An 18374-nucleotide genomic window follows, 5' to 3' on the forward strand; every position below is an offset into this window, starting at 1 on the left:
TAGTTCAAAAATGATCCGTATCCCAATCTTTGCTTTACTAATATTACTAATTGGTTGTAAGCAAAATACAGGCGAGACTCCAACCGAGAATCTCAGCGATGCTCAACCAAAAACCGAAGAGCGTCCTAACATGATGGAGATGAGTTCTGACACCCTTATCTATCCGGAGGAGAAGCACTTTAAAAGCATTAAACAGGTAACTTTTGGTGGCAACAATGCCGAAGCTTACTGGAGTTTTGACGACAAACAGATGATTTTCCAGTCCGATTACGGAAAATGGGGAGTGGAGTGTGACCAAATGTTCTTACTCAATGTTGGCGAAAGTCTAATGGACAAACAGCCACCGATGATCAGTACCGGACACGGACGTACCACCTGCTCGTATTTCTTACCGGACAACAAGCATATCATCTACGCCTCGACCCATTTGGTAGACGAGAATTGTCCTGAAGTTCCTTTACGCGAGAACGGTAAATACGTTTGGCCTGTTTACGATTCCTTTGACATTTTTGTTGCCGATTTGGAAGGGAACATCACAGCGCAATTGACCAATGAGCCTGGTTATGATGCTGAGCCTACTGTATCGCCTAAAGGAGACCGTATTGTATTTACTTCTACCCGTTCTGGCGATCTGGAATTGTATACCATGAACTTGGACGGTAGTGATGTGGTACAGATCACAGACGAACTTGGTTATGACGGAGGAGCCTTTTTCTCTCCGGATGGAAGCAAGATCATTTTCCGATCAAGTCGTCCAAAGACGGAGGCAGAGATCAAAGAATACCAAGACCTTTTGGCGCGAGGTTTAGTACAACCTACAGAAATGGAGCTTTACATCTGTAACGCAGACGGATCGAACCTAAGACAGCTTACCAACTTAGGCAATGCCAACTGGAGTCCTTTCTTCCACCCTTCAGGAGAGAAAATCATCTTTTCCAGTAATCACGAAAATGCCGGCGGATTTCCTTTTAACCTCTATATGATAGACCTGGACGGTCGCAACTTAGAGCGAATTACCCACGGCAAGACCTTTGACGCATTCCCTGTGTTCTCCAATGACGGTCGCTATTTGGCCTTCTCGTCAAACAGAAATAACGGAGGAACGCGAGACACCAACTTGTTTATCGCTGAGTGGAAAGACTAAGACTTGAATGCGCTTAAAACATATCTTAAAGGATCGCCTGCAGCAGTGCTGGCGATCCTTTTTAGTTTACTGGCCTATTATTATATGGGCTACCACCTAGAGCGCGAAGACTTCTCCACCCTTATACTAGGAGTCCTGTTGCTGTTCGGTTGTGCTGCAATTCTTACCTACAACCCCAAATTGAGTTTTTGGAAATTGGTTTGGATCGGTTTGGGCTTCCGACTACTGCTACTCTTGGCTTTACCCAACCTCTCTCAAGACTTCTATCGTTTTATCTGGGATGGCCGCTTGATCTTGGCTGGCCTCAACCCATACGATTATACCGTCTTTGAAGTCTTGACCGAGCAATACGTAAGCCGATTCCAAGAACCCATTAGAATCATTGAGGCCGAAGTCTTGTTCACGGGTATGGGTGATCTCAATACCAGTCATTACAGCAATTACCCGCCACTGAATCAAGGATTCTTTGCCCTAAGCGCCTGGTTGGGCGGAAGTTCCATTTTAGGAACGGTAGTGGCGATGCGCGTTCTGCTTATATTGGCAGACTTGGGAATCTTATGGGTTGGAAAAAAGATCTTACAACATCTCAGACTCGATTCCAGACGCATCTTTTGGTACTTTCTAAACCCTTTTATCATAATAGAACTTACAGGCAACTTGCACTTTGAAGGCAGTATGCTGTTCTTTTTATTGGCGGGGATTTTATTGCTGATCAAAAAACATCATGTCTTAGCAGCTTGTCTAGTAGGCATGTCGATCTCTGTGAAACTGATTCCGCTGATGCTATTGCCACTCTTCTTTAGGTATTTTATTCCGAAGAAGACCTTTCAAGGCGGCTTTAGAAATATGTACGAGTTCTATGGTCTTGCTATTATCATAGCCGCAGGGAGCTTTATGACCTTTTTTTCCCTTGACTTTTTGGACAACTTTTCTCAATCCATAGGCTTGTGGTTTCAGACTTTTGAATTCAATGCCAGTGTCTACTATATTATCCGCTATATTGGGTATCAAACAGTGGGTTGGAATATCATAGCCGATGTGGGCAAGATCTTACCCCTTGTCATTATTGGCGTACTGGTCTTATTGGGCTTATTCAGAAGAATTCGAAGCGCAAAAGACCTCGTGAGCGGGCTCTTATTGGCCGTGAGCTTTTACTTTTTGCTTTCTACCACTGTCCACCCGTGGTATATTGCCACTCCACTAGTACTTTCCATTTTTACGCGTTATCGCTTTGCGCTGGCCTGGTCACTTATGGTGTTCTTTTCCTATAGCGCATACGGATATGAAGGTTTTAATGAAAATCTTTACCTAGTGGCCTTAGAATATATAGTGGTATTAGCCGTATTTATCTGGGATTTGTGGAGGATCGGATTTAAAGCCGCTCCTAAAGCATCTTTAGATAGGCCACTTCTTGCTCAGAAAGATGACGCCAGCGCCCTCGAGGAAGATCCTTCTTTGTCAGACTTCCAATAGTTACGCAGTCCATACGAACTACCTGATATCCGAAGTGTTCAAAAATAGTACGAACAACACTGGTTCCTGTGTGTTTGATCTTTAAACCTACCTCTTTTTTAGGAGCCTTATCCACATAAGAAATGTCTTCTACTTGGATCTCGTTATTATCGATCTTAAAACCTTCTTTGATCTTTCTAAGGTCTTCGGCCTTTAAGTTCTTGTCTAACTCTATATGAAACAAACGCCCTGGAGCTTTTGGAGAATTCGTGAATTTGGCGTTGATAGCAGCATCGTTGGTGAACAACAATAAGCCTGTGGCATTGCGCCCCAAACGACCAATTGGCTTGATGTTGGCTTTGGTACTTTTAGCCACCAGATCCATTACCGTATTTCCCTTTTCTGCACTGGTAGTCACGGCAAAGCCTTTGGGCTTGTTCAACAAGACATACGCATTTGGCTCAGGTTGAATACGAGCGCCATCAAATTTTACCTCATCGCCCGGTTGAACGCGATAGCCCATTTGGTCTACCACTTGACCATTAACCATCACCTGGCCGGTTGCGATATACATATCAGCCTCACGGCGGGAACATATCCCACTATTTGCAATGTATTTGTTCAGTCTGATTCCCGACTGCTCTTTCGGTGCCGACTTCTTTGCTTCGGACTTTTTAGCCGGACCTTTTTTAAAGTTGGCGGATTTGTTGTTGGAATTGCCTTTTCTACCTCCTCGCTGCATGTCTTAAAATTTGCCGCAAAGATAGTATAAAGGTGAATGCAAAAATTTTTAATCGTTAAAACTTGCAGTAGATTGTCTTTGCCTATTTACCTGAAGCTGAGTCACGTCCGGACGAGAGTAATGCCCAACCGGATCAAAGTTCTGTCGTTCTTGCAAAACACGCTCATAATCTAGGGTCGCATAGATATTCCCTTCTTTGTCTAGGACCGGAGGAATGATCCATTCTCCGTCGGGGCCAGCTATAGCACTCCCTCCATTGGCCAAGACCTCAGGAGCATTTTTAAGCAGTTCTTCTAAATAGGGGGTGTCCTCTGGAAAGTTTTCCGGACGCATCAAAGCAGAAACAGAGATCACATAGCTCCGACCTTCTCTAGCCATAAATCGGGTAATATCTTTGGTGTTGTGATCGCTTCCTGGCCAAACAGCAATATGCAGATCTTCTCCTTGGGCGTAGAGTGAAGCACGAGGTAGCGGCATCCAATTCTCCCAGCAGTTCAAGCCTCCAGCGGTAAATCGCTTTAGGGAATGAACACGTAAACCGTGACCATCTCCCGGGGACCAAGTTAGGCGTTCGTCATAGGTTGGTTGCAACTTTCTGTGGACCGATTGGATCTTTCCTTGCTGATCGATATAAACCAATGAAGCGTAAATACTTTTTCCGCCTCTATCCAAAGGGCGTTCTATGATTCCTAGGTAAACAGCCATTTGATGCTTAGCAGCTAAAGCACATACGGCATCGAGCTCCCCCTTTTCAATACAAACCGCATTGTTAACATAATGAGCATGTAAGGTCTTGTTGATGTCTAAATTCCATCCAGCGCCATGAGTCAAAGCCAACCAAAAAGGATAACCCGGCACTAAACCTTCACCAAAGACGATCAGCTCTGTATCTTCTTTTGCAGCCAGTTCGATCTGATGGGCCACTTTATCTAAAGTCGCTTGCTTGTTGAGCCATACTGGCGCGATCTGGGCCATGGCTACTTTTAAGGTGTTGGGGTTACTCATTATAAAAATCGTTTCAAAATCAGATCGACATTGATCAGTACTATACTAAAGACGCCCAGGACAATGATTCCTTTCAGCAGGCCGTGTAAAATTAAGTAATGTAGCTTTCTTTTAGAACGCCATAGCACCACCAAAAAACCTATTAAAGCCAGTCCGCTAGCATAAAAGTAATAATCCATATAACCGACCTCGTAATAGGTAAGCAGTAAAATGATGGGTATCAAAGTAGAAATACAAAGCGCTGTTATAAGACCTTTGGCAGGATGCTCTCCAAAGACTACCGGAACGGTCCTATAGTTTAGGGTAAGGTCGCCTTTTAGGTTTTCGAGGTCTTTCACAACTTCTCGCATCCACAGCAATAAAAACAAAAAAGTGGCATGCACAAAAATCACTGTATCGAAGTTGCTGTAGTAAATAAAGACCGCAAAAAAGGGAGTTACCGATAGCATGGCGGCAATGATATTTCCTAGGCCAGTAATTCTCTTGAATTTGTGAGAGTAAAGCCAGATTCCGAAGATATAAGCCGAGAAGAAAATTACGGCTCTAAAAGACACATAACTGGCAAAGACCACAGACATGAAGTTGAGCACAAAATAAACGCTGAGTTTAGTCCGCTGACTTACCAAGCGATCTAACATAGACTTTCTCGGTCGGTTGATCAGGTCCTTTTCACTGTCGTAAAAATTATTGATTATATAACCTCCTGCTATGGCCACAGCAGAAGCCAACACCAGCATGAGTAGATTAGGATCAAAGACCACATCGGCAAGCGGCAGTTGTGGCGCCAAAATGTAAATGGAAGTGAGGTATTGTGCTATGACAATGACCAGAATATTGTAGCCTCGAACCACAGAAAACAAGCTCAGCGCCTTAGATATGAGCAGTTTGTTTTTACGAGACAACATATTGTTGTAAGCTAAGGATTCTTAAAGGAGTCCGAATTAAAAGGTATATACCACTTCTAACTTATGACCTTGTAGGGCTTGCTGGGCCTTTTCCATGTCTTGGGTAAAGCCTAGCATATATCCACCGCCGCCAGAACCACATAATTTTAAGTAGTAGGCATTGGTCTCGATTCCCTTTTTCCACAAGGTGTGAAATTCTTTAGGGATCATCGGTTTGAAATTATCCAAAACTACCTTGGACAAATGCTTTACGTTGCGGAAAAGCGAACTCACATCTCCTTTGAGAAAATCTTCTACACAGGCATCGGTGTGCTTTACAAACTGGTCTTTAAGCATTTTTCTGAAGCCTTCTTGCTTCATATTCTCCATAAAGATTTGTACCATCGGTGCAGTCTCGCCAGTTGTTCCACTATCGAGCAAGAATACAGCTCCCTTACCGGCCTGGTGCTGAGAAGGAATACCAGCAGGCTCAATACTGTCTTTAGAGTTGATCAAGATCGGTAGACTCAAGTAACTGTTTAGTGGGTCCAATCCAGAGGACTTTCCGTGGAAGAAGGATTCCATGGCACCAAAGATCTGCTTGAGTTGCAGCAGCTTTTCACGAGTCAGATTCTCTAAAACAGTGATCTTGTCTGTGGCGTATTTATCATAGACCGCTGCAACCAAAGCACCGCTACTTCCTACACCGTACCCTTCTGGAATACTAGAATCAAAATAGAGTCCATTCTCGATATCGGACTCTAGTGCGGCAATGTCAAATTGAACCAATTCTGGTTGTTCTTGTTGCAATTGCTTTAAGTGCCCTGCAAAGCGTTTTAAGCTCTGATTGGAACGATGTGTCGCTACAGTCTTGTGCTCGTCTATCTTTAGGGCTCCATTATAAAAGTTATAAGGGATAGACAGGCCTTTAGAATCTTTGATGATACCATATTCGCCAAAGAGCAAGATTTTAGAGTAAAAAAGAGGTCCTCTCATGATACTGTATTGGGCGTAAGGTAGGTAAAAATGTTACATCCTACTTTAGTATTACAAAAATACAACATGATTTTCACTTAAAGAGTAAAATCCTACCTAAATAAAAGACTGGTTATTAAAGCCTTACCGCGCCTTTCCCGACGCCATCGTGTATATAGGCTCCATTTTTGCAATGGGCTTTAAGCTCAGCATCGATCAAGTTGCGCACGGCTTCTTTATGTATAGCAGGATAGAGCAGATGCACATTGGCACCGGCATCTAAGGTAAAACAAGCAGAAACGCCAGTCTCTTTTCTAAAACTCCAAATACGGTTAATGATGGCTAAGGTTGCCGGTTTCATTAGTATAAAATAAGGCGATGAAGTAAGCATCATAGCATGCAAACTCAAGGCTTCGGATTCTACTAAGGCTATAAAGGCTTCAAGGTCACCTTTTGCCAGAATTGGTTTAATGGCTTTTAAATTGTCATTGGCCTGAGCAAATCGCTGCTCCGCAAATGGATGTCCGTGCATAAGGCCATGTCCTACAGTACTGCTGACCACCTTTTCGCCAGTATCGACCAAAAGAACGGTATCGCAAAAATCTTGAAAAACAGGATGAACCTCCTCTGGGTATTGCACCGCAAAAAGGTCACTAGAGCCTTCAACTTCGGGATGCTCTCCCCAGACCACTAGGCCTCCTTCTATACTTCGCGAGGCGCTACCAGAACCCAAACGAGCGAGAAAAGAGGCTTTTCTGCGGAAAGCATCTGCGTTCATTGGAGCATCTCTTAATTGATCTTCTAAGTCCAGAAGACAAAGTGCAAGAGCACTCATCCCACTAGCCGAAGAAGCAATCCCGCTACTGTGGGGAAAACTATTGCTGGTATGTAGTGTAAAGCTGTACTGCTCAAGGAAGGGCAGATAAGGCTTAGCTACGTTGAAGAACTTTTCGATCTTTGGCACAAAATCCTCCTGAACCTTACCATCTAAAAGGACGGCAATATCAAAACCAGTTGGCTCCTTTTGGCTAAACTCTAAACGTGTAGAAGTAGCACAGTGATCTAAGGTAAAACTAATGGATGCATTCTTGGGCAGTTGTTGCCCGTGTTTCCCCCAATATTTCACCAAGGCGATATTGCTGGGTGACTTCCAAGCAACAGAACCAGAAGTCACTGTGTTGGTGTATGCAGAAGGTAAAAATTCCTGATGTAGTGTAGCCATGAATGCAAAGATACTGAATGGTAACATTTCATTTGTTTAGAATGCCCGAAGATCCATAATACTATTTTTTTGTACATTTATAAAATGAACGTTCATTCAATTTGAATGATAAACAACAAAAAAGAAAGATTACATCGCTCCGCAGCATACTTAGCAGACCAGCTTGGCCTGCACGCTACCTCTATGAAAGCTATTGCCAAGGATGCGAACATAGCCGTAGGCACTATCTATCAATTCTATCCCTCTAAAGATTCACTTTACGGTCAATTACTCGCCGACTATTATAAAGATTTAACCACCAGCCTCTCTACCCTTGCTGCTGACGGCGACTTTAACATCCTTATATCAACGATCTACACTGGCCTTACGGAGTTCATGAAAAAAGACAAGACTCGTTTTAAATTGTTCTTGCAATTACGAGAGTTGAACAATTATGTCAGCCTTGCCGCGGATGCGCAGCACGAATTCGAATCCGCTCTTGCTCAGCGCATGGAAGTTGGAAAAACGCAACTGTTACTCAAGAATTTTTCAAATAAGGGTGCTGGCATTCTATTCTTCGACCTACTTTGTAGCCATGCGAAGTTTCATTTCGAGCATACGCACGATCAAGCCTGGAATAGTCCAGAACTCTTCTTAAATGCTGCAATAGACGCGCTTTTTAAATAGTATTACTGAGGTCTTGAGCAATTAGAAACGCTCCTGTCCACGCGTTTTGAAAATTAAACCCTCCGGTCAAGGCATCGACATTGATCACCTCTCCGGCCATATACAGCCTTGAGACGATCTTACTTTCAAAGTTTTTAAAATTGAGCTCGCTCAGCGCAACACCGCCAGCTGTAACGAACTCATCTTTGTATGTGCTTTTTCCTGTGACCTGATACACATCTTTGAGCACAGTGCTTGTCAATTGCTGCAGACTAGTATTGGATTGGTCACTCCATAAGGCCTTAGGGTTAAGTCCAGCTCGGTCCAAAAGATAGCTCCACAAGCGCTTGGGCATGTCCAACTCATAGCCATTTTGTAATTGTTGCTTGGCTCGCTTAAGGCGCAAGGACTTTAAATACTCAAAGAGCTCTTGCTCTGGCAGCTCCAACCAGGCCAAGCGAATATTGAATTTATAATCACAAACAGCAAGTTCTCTGGCAGCAACAGCTGAAAGTTTTAAAATTCCTGGACCACTAAGCCCCCAATGTGTTACCAGAACCGGACCCGCTTGACTTTGCCATGCCTTCCCTGCGTCGTTAAGTAGTTCGACCGTGGCGGGTTGACTCAATCCTTGTAAGGCCAACAAGGCCTCATTGTCTATATTAAAGGTAAAAAGCGATGGGACTGGCGGGACTATGGTATGACCCTTGTCGGCCAGTAATTGCCAGATCTTCTTGCTGCTCCCAGCAGTGATAACAACTGCCTTAGCTCTAAAATTAGAAGTAGTAGTGTTTAACTCAAATCCGGCGGCAGCTGGTTTCAGACCGACCAAATTCTGTTGTAGTAAGACTTCGATTTCTAAACGTTCTACAGCTTCTTCAAAACAAGAAATAATGCTTTGGGAACTGTCCGATATAGGAAACATCCGGCCGTCTTCTTCTACTTTTAGTACTACACCTCTTGACTCGAACCATGCTACGGTATCGCCTGTCATAAACTTGTGAAAAGGCCCTAACAATTCTTTCTCTCCTCTGGGATAGTAGGCTGTCAATGACTTCGGATCGAACTCAGCATGGGTAACATTGCAACGTCCACCTCCAGAGATACGCACTTTTTGCAAAACGGACTTTGATTTCTCTAAAATGACTATTTTGAGATCTGGCCTTTGCTCGGCCAAATTGATGGCACAGAAAAACCCGGCACCACCACCACCAACTACGACCACATCATAGGTCAATGTATCCATGGTCTAAAGATTTAACACCGTGTGCAGCATGCTTGCATAATCCGGAATACGGCCCACGTTTTGAAGTTTGATTGCCGCTGTCTTAAGACCTGTACTCATACAATCTCTGGGAGACATCTCTTTTAAATAAGCAAATAGGAATCCGCTCCAAAATGCATCTCCGGCTCCCGTGGCATCCATGATCTTCTCCACTTTCATTGCTGGCAGTTCAATAGGCTCTACACCTGGCTGCGATAGCATGGCCCCTTTTTTACCTAGGGTAAGACAGATCATTTTAGCACCCCAATCGTGTAAGGTCTTAAAGAGTTCTTTCGGTTCGAGCGCATAGCCAAAAATACGTTCTACATCGTCTAGACTTGCCTTTATAAGGGCGCCGTAAGCACAATATTTCTTTACCACTTCTAGAGCCTCTGCTCTATCTGGCCAAATAGAAGGTGCGTAATTGATATCAATGCTCACCGTAGCTCCAGCGCTATGGGCAATTTGTGCTGCTTGTAATATACTTTCTCTTGCCGGTTGACGGCTAAGTCCAAAACAACTACAGTGAAAAAGTCGAGTTCTTTTGAGATCTTCTAAAGGAAGCCGCTCGGCACTAATCTGATAATCTGCAGCGCGCATAGGAATAAACTCCGGACTGCCTTCGGTTCGTGACACAAAGATGACCGTAGTTGGGTGCGCTTCTACTTCTTGCAAGCCATTAAGGTTAAGCTCCGCTTCCTCAAAGCGCTCTTTAATATAGGTGCCAAAGCCGTCTTTACCAATGGCAGCGATTAGGCCTACATTTAAGCCAAATCGCGCCAAATTCATGGCAACGTTTGTTGGAGATCCACCTAAATATCTGTGATAGTCCTTTATTTCTGCTATAGGTCGCTCTTTTTGATTTCCTATAAAATCGATCAGGGTTTCCCCTGCGCAAATGATATCGAGTTGCTCTTTTTGGTCCATTAAAATAATTGTTCTGGAGGCGTGAGTTGGTTTAGCTCCTCCCGTAATTGATTGTTTAAAAAAGTAAGGCCGTATTGGAAGGAGGCGTTCATCCAGCCAAAGCCTTCTGTGGTAATATACTCAAATTCGGTTCCTACATTGCCGTATTCTGCAAAGACCAGATGTGTTGCTTTTACGACATCGTATTTCTCTGGAATAGTCCCGTTGTAATCCGCAGCATTTCGCACTATCATATAAAGCCATCGGTAAACGGCCTCCTGCAATTCTTTATGAAAACCATAGGCTTGTAAACCTTTCCAGATCATCATCTGATGCGGAGCCCAACCATTGGGGTAATCCCATTGGCGTTGTGGTCGCTCTGGGCCAATAGCTCCCCTGCTTACTGCATCACAAGAAGTAATACCTCCTTGCTCCATAAGTTTTGGCAGCAGATTTTCTATTAAAGCTTGTGCTTGCTGCTGGGAAGCCATGCCGCACCAAAGTGGTGTTAACGCGGTTGCAGAATTAAAAGCTACTTGTTCATTGAGGTTGATGTTGTAATCGAAATAAGTACCTGCGGACTCATTCCATAAATATCGGTCTACCAATTCCTTTCTCTTTGCAGCAGCTTTGGTGAACTGCCCGCTGTGATACACCTTGTCGCCAAAAACAAAATGATCGTCAAAAACCTCTTTTATCAAATCGGCAAAATCGGTTTCGTATTTATAGAGAAAGGCATTGAGCTCTACCAAGACCAGATCTGCACAACGGCCTTCCAAACGGTATGAAGTATCATGACCCGATTCTCTTACAGTTCTATCATGTACAAAATAGGTGTCTAAGGCCTTATTCTTTATAGTGCCGCTAGTGTACTGGTCGATGTATTCTTTTATGCTGATACCAGCCTGCTGGGCGTGCGGACCAATAACGGAATCGTAATGACCAGATTCTGCCTCCGGAGTGATTCCAAGGCCTTCTGCCAAAAATTGGTTGAGTCCTATAGTAGTCAATCGTTTACCCGGCACCATCCAAACAGTTTCGTATTCTGTGATAGCCGTGGCCAAATGGGAAGCCAGCCATTGGACGTCCCCAGTCTTCTCAAATACTTCTCGGATCTGACTCGAATAGAAAGGCGGTTGTGTTCGGGTGAGGTAGTAAGACCTATTTGCGTTCAAAATCTTCCCGTAATGCTGAATTTGATATTGAAAGTTATCGGCCATGGAAAGCGCCAAATGCGTCTTGCCGTCTATATGCAAACCTATGCTCTCAAAATAGGAATCCCAGCCATACATTTCGTTAAAACGTCCACCGGGAACAACAAAAGGTGCACCTCTCAAAGCATCATCTTGCTGATAAAGCCGCAAGGCGAGAATTCCTGGTTGATTATTCAAGCTAGCTACATACTCTGGAGTAATATCTTCTGGCAATTGTACCACCTCAACAGAATGAGCTGCCTCAAGTGCTTTGTAATAGTCTAAGGCTATCTTATCTCCAAAGGGCACATAGACCTTTAGGGCTTGTTCTGCTAAAAATTCATTCTTAGTATCGGAGATCAAAGCTGCGATTCCGTCGGCATCTAGGCTACGCGTAAGACCGTCCCAAAAGTAATCACGGATCATACGCGAAACCCTATCGGCAGGAGGCTCTTCTAATTTGCTCAATGGAATCACGGTCTGGCTAGCCCCTTCTCGCTGGGCAATAACCAGTTCTTGTAACAGATTGGACAGGAAATATGTTCCCTTAAGCATATAGGCCTCGCCAACTGTATTGCTTAGTTTAAACGCTTTAGGCCCCTTATCATTGATAGTGATCTTTTTGTCTCCATCGGTGTCTTCTTGGGCCAAGAGCGCTTCTAGTGTTGCAGCTATGTCTAGTCTGAACTCCATGAGTGGTACGGCTAAATTATGCAGTCAATGCCTGCTTTTGGATCATTCGATAAAAGATCCAGATCGCAATTAAGATCAAAGTTACCGGAACCAAAGCAAAATAGAAAGCCGTTGCTCCGTCATAGGCCTCAAACACATGGCCGGTAATTATAGATCCTGTGGTTCCTCCTAAAGCAGAGAAGATCACTATCAAACCAGAAACGGAGCTGTGCATATACTTGGGCTGCGAGCTCAATATCGTTGAGTTTATTGTCGGATAGATGGGCGCCAAGAAAAAGCCCAATAATGGCATTAGGTATACCACCAAGGGTGCATTGGTCCAGCTGATGTTACCACTAACTTCGGTAGTCCCCGCTAAAGGCAAGGCAAGTAAAATGATCGCCGCTACGGCTAGTAAACAAACCGACAGGACATAAATCCATTTGATCCTTGCCAATATAGCTCCGGAGGCAAAACGCCCGATCATGGTCGCTCCACCTAAAACCGCTCCAGCCTGAATTGCCATAGACGATGGCGTGCTTAAAATATCTTGATAAAAGGTCGGAAACCAAGTCTGGAAACTCTGTTCTATAAGTACGTACAAGAAAACGCTCACTATAAAAACCAAGACCAAAGGCTTGGCAATGGTTGCGAACATTTCGTAGAAATCTTCTTTTAAACTGCGTGATTCTATCTTCGCGGCACTTTCATCTAGTTTTGAGAAGCACAATACAATTAAGGCCAAAAGCGACAATCCACCTAAGAACCAGTACATATTGTACCATTCTTGTGACTTCGGATTGGCATCGTCCACAAATAAACTAAAGGCTACATTACCCACTAGAATTCCGGCCATAAAGAAGGCCTCCAAAACGCTCATAAAACTGGCGTGTTGTTTAGCATCGTCGGTAACCAATCCAATGGTAGCAAATACCGAGACCTTGATCAGCGCAAAGGAAATTCCAATGGCCATAAAAAGCAGCTTAAAGTACCAAAACGCATCGGTAAAAGGCATTAAACAGCAACAGGCTGCAACCAGGATCAGACCGATTATCATGGACCTTTTAAGACCGATCTTGGGCAAGAAAGAGGCCAATAAAAATGATGTAATAGCTATAGGCAGGTCTTTAAACCCTTCTAACACGCTAGCGGCATCTTTAGTGATATCGTAATTGCGTTGAACCTGTAAAATAACCGTCCCTACGCTGTTGAGTAAAATTGCAAATACAAAGTAATTGAGCAGCAGGGCTATTTTAATTCCGAGTCCTTTCATGGCTATTTTTTAAATGCTAATCTTGCTGAACCTTAAGCCTCATGGCCAACACTCCAGCGATGATAAAAAAGACTCCGGCGAACAAAATGGCATTGATAGCACTATTGCCTAAAGCAAATTCAATGAGTGGTCCAAAGGATACGGTTTGAATAAGCATCGGAATAACGATCATCATATTCACGATTCCCATATACACTCCTCGACGGTCCGCAGGGATCACTTTAGAAACCATAGCGTATGGAATACCCATCATAGCAGCCCAACCGATACCAAATAGGATCATTGGTAAGAGAAGTACATACTCGTTCTTTATGTAAGGCAGAGCCAACATCGCCAAACCGGTAAAGAATAAACTGATCACGTACACTTTTTTCGAACCAAATTTCTTGGCAAAAGGTACCAAAGCTAGTGCTACGATCATGGTCACAAAATTGTAGGTTCCGTTCATAAGTCCAACTTGCGCTAAGGCCTCGTCCGCAGTAAGTCCCGGAAGCGAAGCTTTGAGCATTGGAGAAATAAACTGCCAGTAAATGAACAAGGCATACCACTGAAAAAAGTAGACCGCAGATAGTTTCCACATGAACTTGGGCATATCCTTGATGGCTTCGGAGGTCTCCATGAGCGGGACCAAGAGATCGCCAAATTTTTTGATACTCTTATTGTCTGGATTATTCTTGATGAGTCGATATAAAAAGGACAGCCAGAATAAGGCGATCACAAGCATTATGATCACCAATAGATTGTAATTCTCGTACAGATAAGGCCAAAAATAGGCAATACCCATACCTAGTAAAATAGGAGCCGAAAGTACTACTACTAAGGCGCTAACAACCTGAATCAGCGGATGTGGTTTACCTTCGTTGAATTCACGGATCTCTGCCAGTTCTTCGTCTGTAGGTGGTATTTCCGGTGTTTTCCAGACCGACCACAGGACAGTTGCAATAGAAGCGAAGGCCCCTAAAAAGAACGAATAATACACCCAAGTTGGAATGCTGGAGCCACTTGTAGCAGCCTCGGCCCCACCGCCAAACCAATCTTGGAATAAGAAAAGTGAAAAATTAGCAATGGTAATACCTGCCCCAACGAACAAGCTTTGCATTTGATAACCAAAAGTGTACTGCTTTTCAGGTAACTTATCACCCACAAAAGCACGGTAGGGTTCCATAGCAGTATTGTTTGCCGCGTCTAAGAGCCAAAGTAATCCTACGGCGAACCATAGTTCCGGACTAAAAGGGAAAGCAAACAAACACAAACTGGCCAAGATAGCTCCTATGAGGAAGAAAGGTTTTCTTCGGCCCCATTTTGGCGACCAGGTCTTGTCAGATATCGCTCCAATAATTGGTTGGATCAATAAACCCGTTACGGGGCCAGCCAAGTTGAGCAGTGGAAGTTCTTCGTGATGCGCCCCTAGGAATTCAAAGATCGGGTTAACCGCGCTTTGCTGTAAACCAAAGCTAAACTGGATCCCAAAGAATCCTACATTCATGTTCCAAATCTGCCAAAAAGAGAGTTGTGGCTTCGGAATCTTAGAAATGATACTCATACCTGTTTATTTAGTTGCGAATTAGTACCTAATATCCGCAATTTTTTAGGCAATTCTAAGAATCATTCACAGAAATTGAGATATAGGCAACGAAAACGTTATCGAAAGGCGTTTCCCTAGCTTTTTAATCGAAGAGAGTGCTGGTTTGCTCAGCCTGTATCATACGTAGCGCTTCTTGCATAAAGATCACTCCGGAGGCGCTGTAACCCATTTGTGTCTTACCTCCTAAAGTCTTGCTAATAGGGTTGTAATACTCTTGATAAGCCCAGTTGGGTTTGGAGCTTATTTCAGCTTCAAAGGCAGATGCGATCTGCTCGACTAATTCTGACTGTCCCTGTGCTGCTAAGCCGAGGGTAAAAAGTCCCATCCATACGGGCCATACTCCACCGTTGTGAAAATCACCCGGATGATTCTTAAAGCTGTAAGAATAATTTGTTTTAAGCAGATTCCAATCGTAAGAGTCCTCGGTTATAACAGGCCAAAACGCGGGTATCAAAGCGGCGCCTGTTTCACTTTTAAAAGAAGAGACCCTTGCGCGTATCGCATCCTTTTGTGCAGTGCTTAGACGCCAATACAACAAGGCTAGGGCATTTCCCCCAGCATCGAAACGCAGGTCGTAATAACCCGGCAGAAGAAAGGCGGCGAAATTCTCTACCCCTTTATCTAATGCATCTTGAAAACCCGCTTTGTGGTATGCCTTTTCTATACCAGTGGCTTCTGGCCAAAAATTAAGCTGTGTTTTACTATCTATATCGAATCCAATATCGCAGCCCAGATCCGAAAGTGCCTTTTCGGCAAACATCCGCAGTAAATTATCATATAGTGTATAGCCATGAACAGGATATTCATCTGCCCAATTGCCACTCAAGGGCGTGTAGATCCATCCTTTATTATTGAACTCTAAGTTGACCAAATACTCACGAGTTTTAAGCACTTTAGGCTCCATCACTTTCCAAGTAGCTTCGTCCCCGGTGTGTTTGTAATAGAGACAAGCTCCCAGAACAAACCAAGTATGGGCATCAATACGTCCGGCCAAAGACCCAAAAGATACTTCACCGCTACGAGGATCTATATTAGAAGGGATCATACCCGCTGCGGACTGATGTTCCGCAAGGGTGAGCAAGGAGGCTTTGAAGGCTTCTAAATGCTTGGCATCTTTGGTAATCAAAGACGCCAGACCACAGACCATAGAATCTCTGGACCAAATACGCTTGTAGTTGTCCTCGTCGAGGGTGCTAGCCAAAAAACCGCTGGGAGTGGCCAGATCGGTTAGGAGTTGGTGTGCTATATTTTGCTGCCCTGCTAACATAGTTGCTCTAGTTGGCCATAAGGCTAATTGCGAATCCTCCTCCAGCAGCCATGGCAATGGTCACTTTGGAATCTTTAGTTACCTCCATGGTTTCTATGGCGTAAGCTGTAGGGTTGTCGTTCCAATGAGCACCCTCACCATCTTTGTAAATGGTCGCTGTATAGGTCTTTCCTTCTGGCAAGAAATCAAAACTAACTTCTTGAGCTCGAACCGTCTCGCCTGTGATTCCACCGACAAACCAATTCTCACTGCCTTTTTCTTGTCTGGCGATTACGACAAAATCGCCCACTTCTCCATCCAAAACGATCGACTGTTCCCAATCTACGGCCACATCGCGAATAAATTGGAAAGCCGGATGGATCTCGCCATTGACGATATAGTGTTCTGGCAGGTCTGCAACCATTTGGATCGGGCTATAGATCACAACATAAAGCGCCAATTGTTGCGCCAAAGTGGTGTTTACCTGATTAGAAGTCTTGTACTCGTCGAACTTAATATTAAAAACTCCAGGGGTAAAGTCAATTGGACCGGAAAGCATCCGGGTAAAAGCGACTGTAGGCAGATGATTCGGAGGGTTACCTCCATCAGGTGACCAAGCGTTGAATTCTTGGCCGCGCAAACCTTCTCTAGAAATTGCGTTCGGATAAGTTCTGCGCTTCCCAGTGGCTTTAATAGGTTCATGCGCATTGATGGCAATCTTCTTTTTGGCTGCTTCGGTCAAGACCTTATGGTAGTGATTCACCATCCACTGGCCGTGGTGGTATTCTCCTTCTGGAATTATCTTACCCACATATCCAGTCTTTACCGAGTTCATGCCGTTCTCTTTCATAAAGTTGTAAGCCACTTCCATTTGCTTCTCGTAGGTACGCGGAGCTGCCGAGGTCTCGTGGTGCATGATCACTTCTACTCCCTTTTCTTTTGCATAGGCCATTACGGCGTCAAAATCGTAATCCGGATAAGGGGTCATAAAGTCAAACACTCCTTCTCTGTCGGTGGTATTGATCCATTGGTCCCAGCCAGTGTTCCAGCCCTCTACCAATAAGCCTTTAATGCCATTGGCCGCAGCAAAGTCGATGTAGCGCATAGCGTTTTCGGTAGTTGCACCGTGGCGTGATGAATTTTTAGCACCTTCGATATAGGTGTTCATGTCTTGGCTACCTTCCATATCCCAGGTGGATTTACCAATATGCATCTCCCACCAAATCCCAACGTATTTCATGGGCGTGAAATAGCTTACATCGCCAATTTCGTTGGGCTCGTTTAGATTTACGATAAGATTGGATTCAATAAGGTCTCCTGCGGATTCTCCCACCTGTAGCGTTCGCCACGGCGTATTGAAAGGTACAGTTAATTTGGCCTTGCCACCTAAACGCTCAGAACCTACCAATTCAGAAGTCATTTTATAGGTTTGCGTATTGACCTTTAAGGTCATGCCCGAATAGTTGGTCAGATCGGCCTCGTGAAAGCTCAAATACAACCCGCTGTCTGTCTTCATGGTCACTGGAGTGTTCACAGCGTTCTCTGGTATATAGGTGGCCACTAGCGCCGGATGGTCGCGCATGCTAATTGCGTCGATCTCACTGAATTTTGAATTGGTATATAACTGCTCATATATGTCCCAGTCTCCAGGTAACCACCAAACGTTGTGATCTCCCGTAAGGGCAAACTCTGTGTTTTCATCTAGTAATAGTACCTCTTTCATATGCTCTTGTTCCGGAAACTCGAATCGGAATCCAAGACCGTCGTCATACACTCTTATCACTAAAGAAAACTTTCTGGCAGCATCTCCTTGTTCACTGTAATCCAGTTTAAGCTCATTATAGGCGTTTTGTACCAAGCGCTGTTCGCCCCAGGGCATTTCCCAGGTTTCGTCCATTGTACTACTACTCGCTCCAGTGAGGGTCATGTTCTTGCCTAGATACTCCATGTCTTTAAATTCAAACCCAACAGTAGAGGTATCTACTATGGTTTTCCCCTTAAAAGTTACAGCATATACTGGGGTCCCAGTCGCGTTCAATCCAGTGTTAACTACCAGATTGCCATCCGGAGAACTCACACTGCTTTGCAACTCGGTTTCAGAACAGGAAATACTAACAATTGCCACGGCAAATATCATGACTAACAAGCGCATAGTACTTTTCATAT

General features: G+C 44.2%; 15 protein-coding genes. 3 read left to right on the plus strand and 12 right to left on the minus strand.

All coding sequences use genetic code 11. From position 1 onward, the window contains the following. The first annotated feature begins 13 nt into the window (after positions 1 to 13). Together AC0J2F_RS05450 and AC0J2F_RS05455 are read left to right on the plus strand one after the other, a co-directional pair. Positions 14 to 1144, plus strand: a complete 1131-nt coding sequence (locus AC0J2F_RS05450; protein ID WP_374959491.1) for a TolB family protein — start codon at positions 14 to 16, stop codon at positions 1142 to 1144. Between the two features lie 3 nt (positions 1145 to 1147). Next, complete coding sequence (locus AC0J2F_RS05455) at positions 1148 to 2617, plus strand: MptA/MptB family glycosyltransferase (RefSeq protein ID WP_473009178.1); 1470 nt, start codon at positions 1148 to 1150, stop codon at positions 2615 to 2617. Here AC0J2F_RS05455 and AC0J2F_RS05460 read toward each other — a convergent pair. From AC0J2F_RS05460 to AC0J2F_RS05480, 5 genes are all read right to left on the minus strand, one after another. Then, positions 2529 to 3338 (minus strand): pseudouridine synthase, encoded by an 810-nt coding sequence (locus AC0J2F_RS05460; protein WP_374957804.1) that lies wholly within the window; start codon positions 3336 to 3338, stop codon positions 2529 to 2531. The two genes, AC0J2F_RS05455 and AC0J2F_RS05460, sit on opposite strands and share 89 nt — an antisense overlap. Before the next feature lie 48 nt (positions 3339 to 3386). Beyond that, complete coding sequence (locus AC0J2F_RS05465; protein WP_473009179.1) at positions 3387 to 4343, minus strand: carbon-nitrogen hydrolase family protein; 957 nt, start codon at positions 4341 to 4343, stop codon at positions 3387 to 3389. Continuing rightward, on the minus strand, positions 4343 to 5248 hold the full coding sequence (locus AC0J2F_RS05470) for a geranylgeranylglycerol-phosphate geranylgeranyltransferase (RefSeq protein ID WP_374957806.1): 906 nt from the start codon (positions 5246 to 5248) through the stop codon (positions 4343 to 4345). Before AC0J2F_RS05470 ends, AC0J2F_RS05465 begins: the two co-directional genes overlap by 1 nt. A gap of 36 nt (positions 5249 to 5284) precedes the next feature. After that, positions 5285 to 6223, minus strand: a complete 939-nt coding sequence (locus tag AC0J2F_RS05475; RefSeq protein ID WP_374959477.1) for a mevalonate kinase — start codon at positions 6221 to 6223, stop codon at positions 5285 to 5287. A gap of 115 nt (positions 6224 to 6338) precedes the next feature. Continuing rightward, positions 6339 to 7451 (minus strand): diphosphomevalonate decarboxylase, encoded by a 1113-nt coding sequence (locus tag AC0J2F_RS05480; protein ID WP_473009180.1) that lies wholly within the window; start codon positions 7449 to 7451, stop codon positions 6339 to 6341. A 78-nt stretch (positions 7452 to 7529) separates the two neighbouring features. On the opposite strand from AC0J2F_RS05480, the gene AC0J2F_RS05485 reads away from it, so the two are divergent. Next, on the plus strand, positions 7530 to 8090 hold the full coding sequence (locus AC0J2F_RS05485) for a TetR/AcrR family transcriptional regulator (RefSeq protein ID WP_473009181.1): 561 nt from the start codon (positions 7530 to 7532) through the stop codon (positions 8088 to 8090). Here the strand turns inward: AC0J2F_RS05485 and AC0J2F_RS05490 are convergent. The 7 genes from AC0J2F_RS05490 to AC0J2F_RS05520 all read right to left on the minus strand — a co-directional run bounded on the left by AC0J2F_RS05490 (position 8083) and on the right by AC0J2F_RS05520 (position 18372). Continuing rightward, complete coding sequence (locus AC0J2F_RS05490; RefSeq protein ID WP_473009182.1) at positions 8083 to 9315, minus strand: BaiN/RdsA family NAD(P)/FAD-dependent oxidoreductase; 1233 nt, start codon at positions 9313 to 9315, stop codon at positions 8083 to 8085. The two genes, AC0J2F_RS05485 and AC0J2F_RS05490, sit on opposite strands and share 8 nt — an antisense overlap. 3 nt (positions 9316 to 9318) lie before the next feature. Beyond that, positions 9319 to 10260, minus strand: coding sequence for a carbohydrate kinase family protein (locus AC0J2F_RS05495; protein WP_473009183.1), 942 nt, complete (start codon positions 10258 to 10260; stop codon positions 9319 to 9321). Beyond that, positions 10260 to 12125: a trehalase family glycosidase gene (locus AC0J2F_RS05500; protein ID WP_473009184.1), complete on the minus strand. Its 1866-nt coding sequence runs from the start codon at positions 12123 to 12125 to the stop codon at positions 10260 to 10262. Before AC0J2F_RS05500 ends, AC0J2F_RS05495 begins: the two co-directional genes overlap by 1 nt. Before the next feature lie 16 nt (positions 12126 to 12141). Then, positions 12142 to 13377 (minus strand): MFS transporter, encoded by a 1236-nt coding sequence (locus tag AC0J2F_RS05505; protein WP_473009185.1) that lies wholly within the window; start codon positions 13375 to 13377, stop codon positions 12142 to 12144. A gap of 16 nt (positions 13378 to 13393) precedes the next feature. Next, entirely contained in the window at positions 13394 to 14920 is a 1527-nt protein-coding gene (locus AC0J2F_RS05510) for an MFS transporter (RefSeq protein ID WP_473009186.1), read from the minus strand. 124 nt (positions 14921 to 15044) lie between these two features. Further along, complete coding sequence (locus tag AC0J2F_RS05515; RefSeq protein WP_473009187.1) at positions 15045 to 16229, minus strand: glycoside hydrolase 100 family protein; 1185 nt, start codon at positions 16227 to 16229, stop codon at positions 15045 to 15047. A gap of 7 nt (positions 16230 to 16236) precedes the next feature. Continuing rightward, positions 16237 to 18372, minus strand: coding sequence for a glycoside hydrolase family 97 protein (locus AC0J2F_RS05520; RefSeq protein WP_473009188.1), 2136 nt, complete (start codon positions 18370 to 18372; stop codon positions 16237 to 16239). Between the last annotated feature and the right edge of the window lie 2 nt (positions 18373 to 18374).

The sequence above is a fragment of the Gilvibacter sp. CC01 genome (assembly GCF_055755295.1).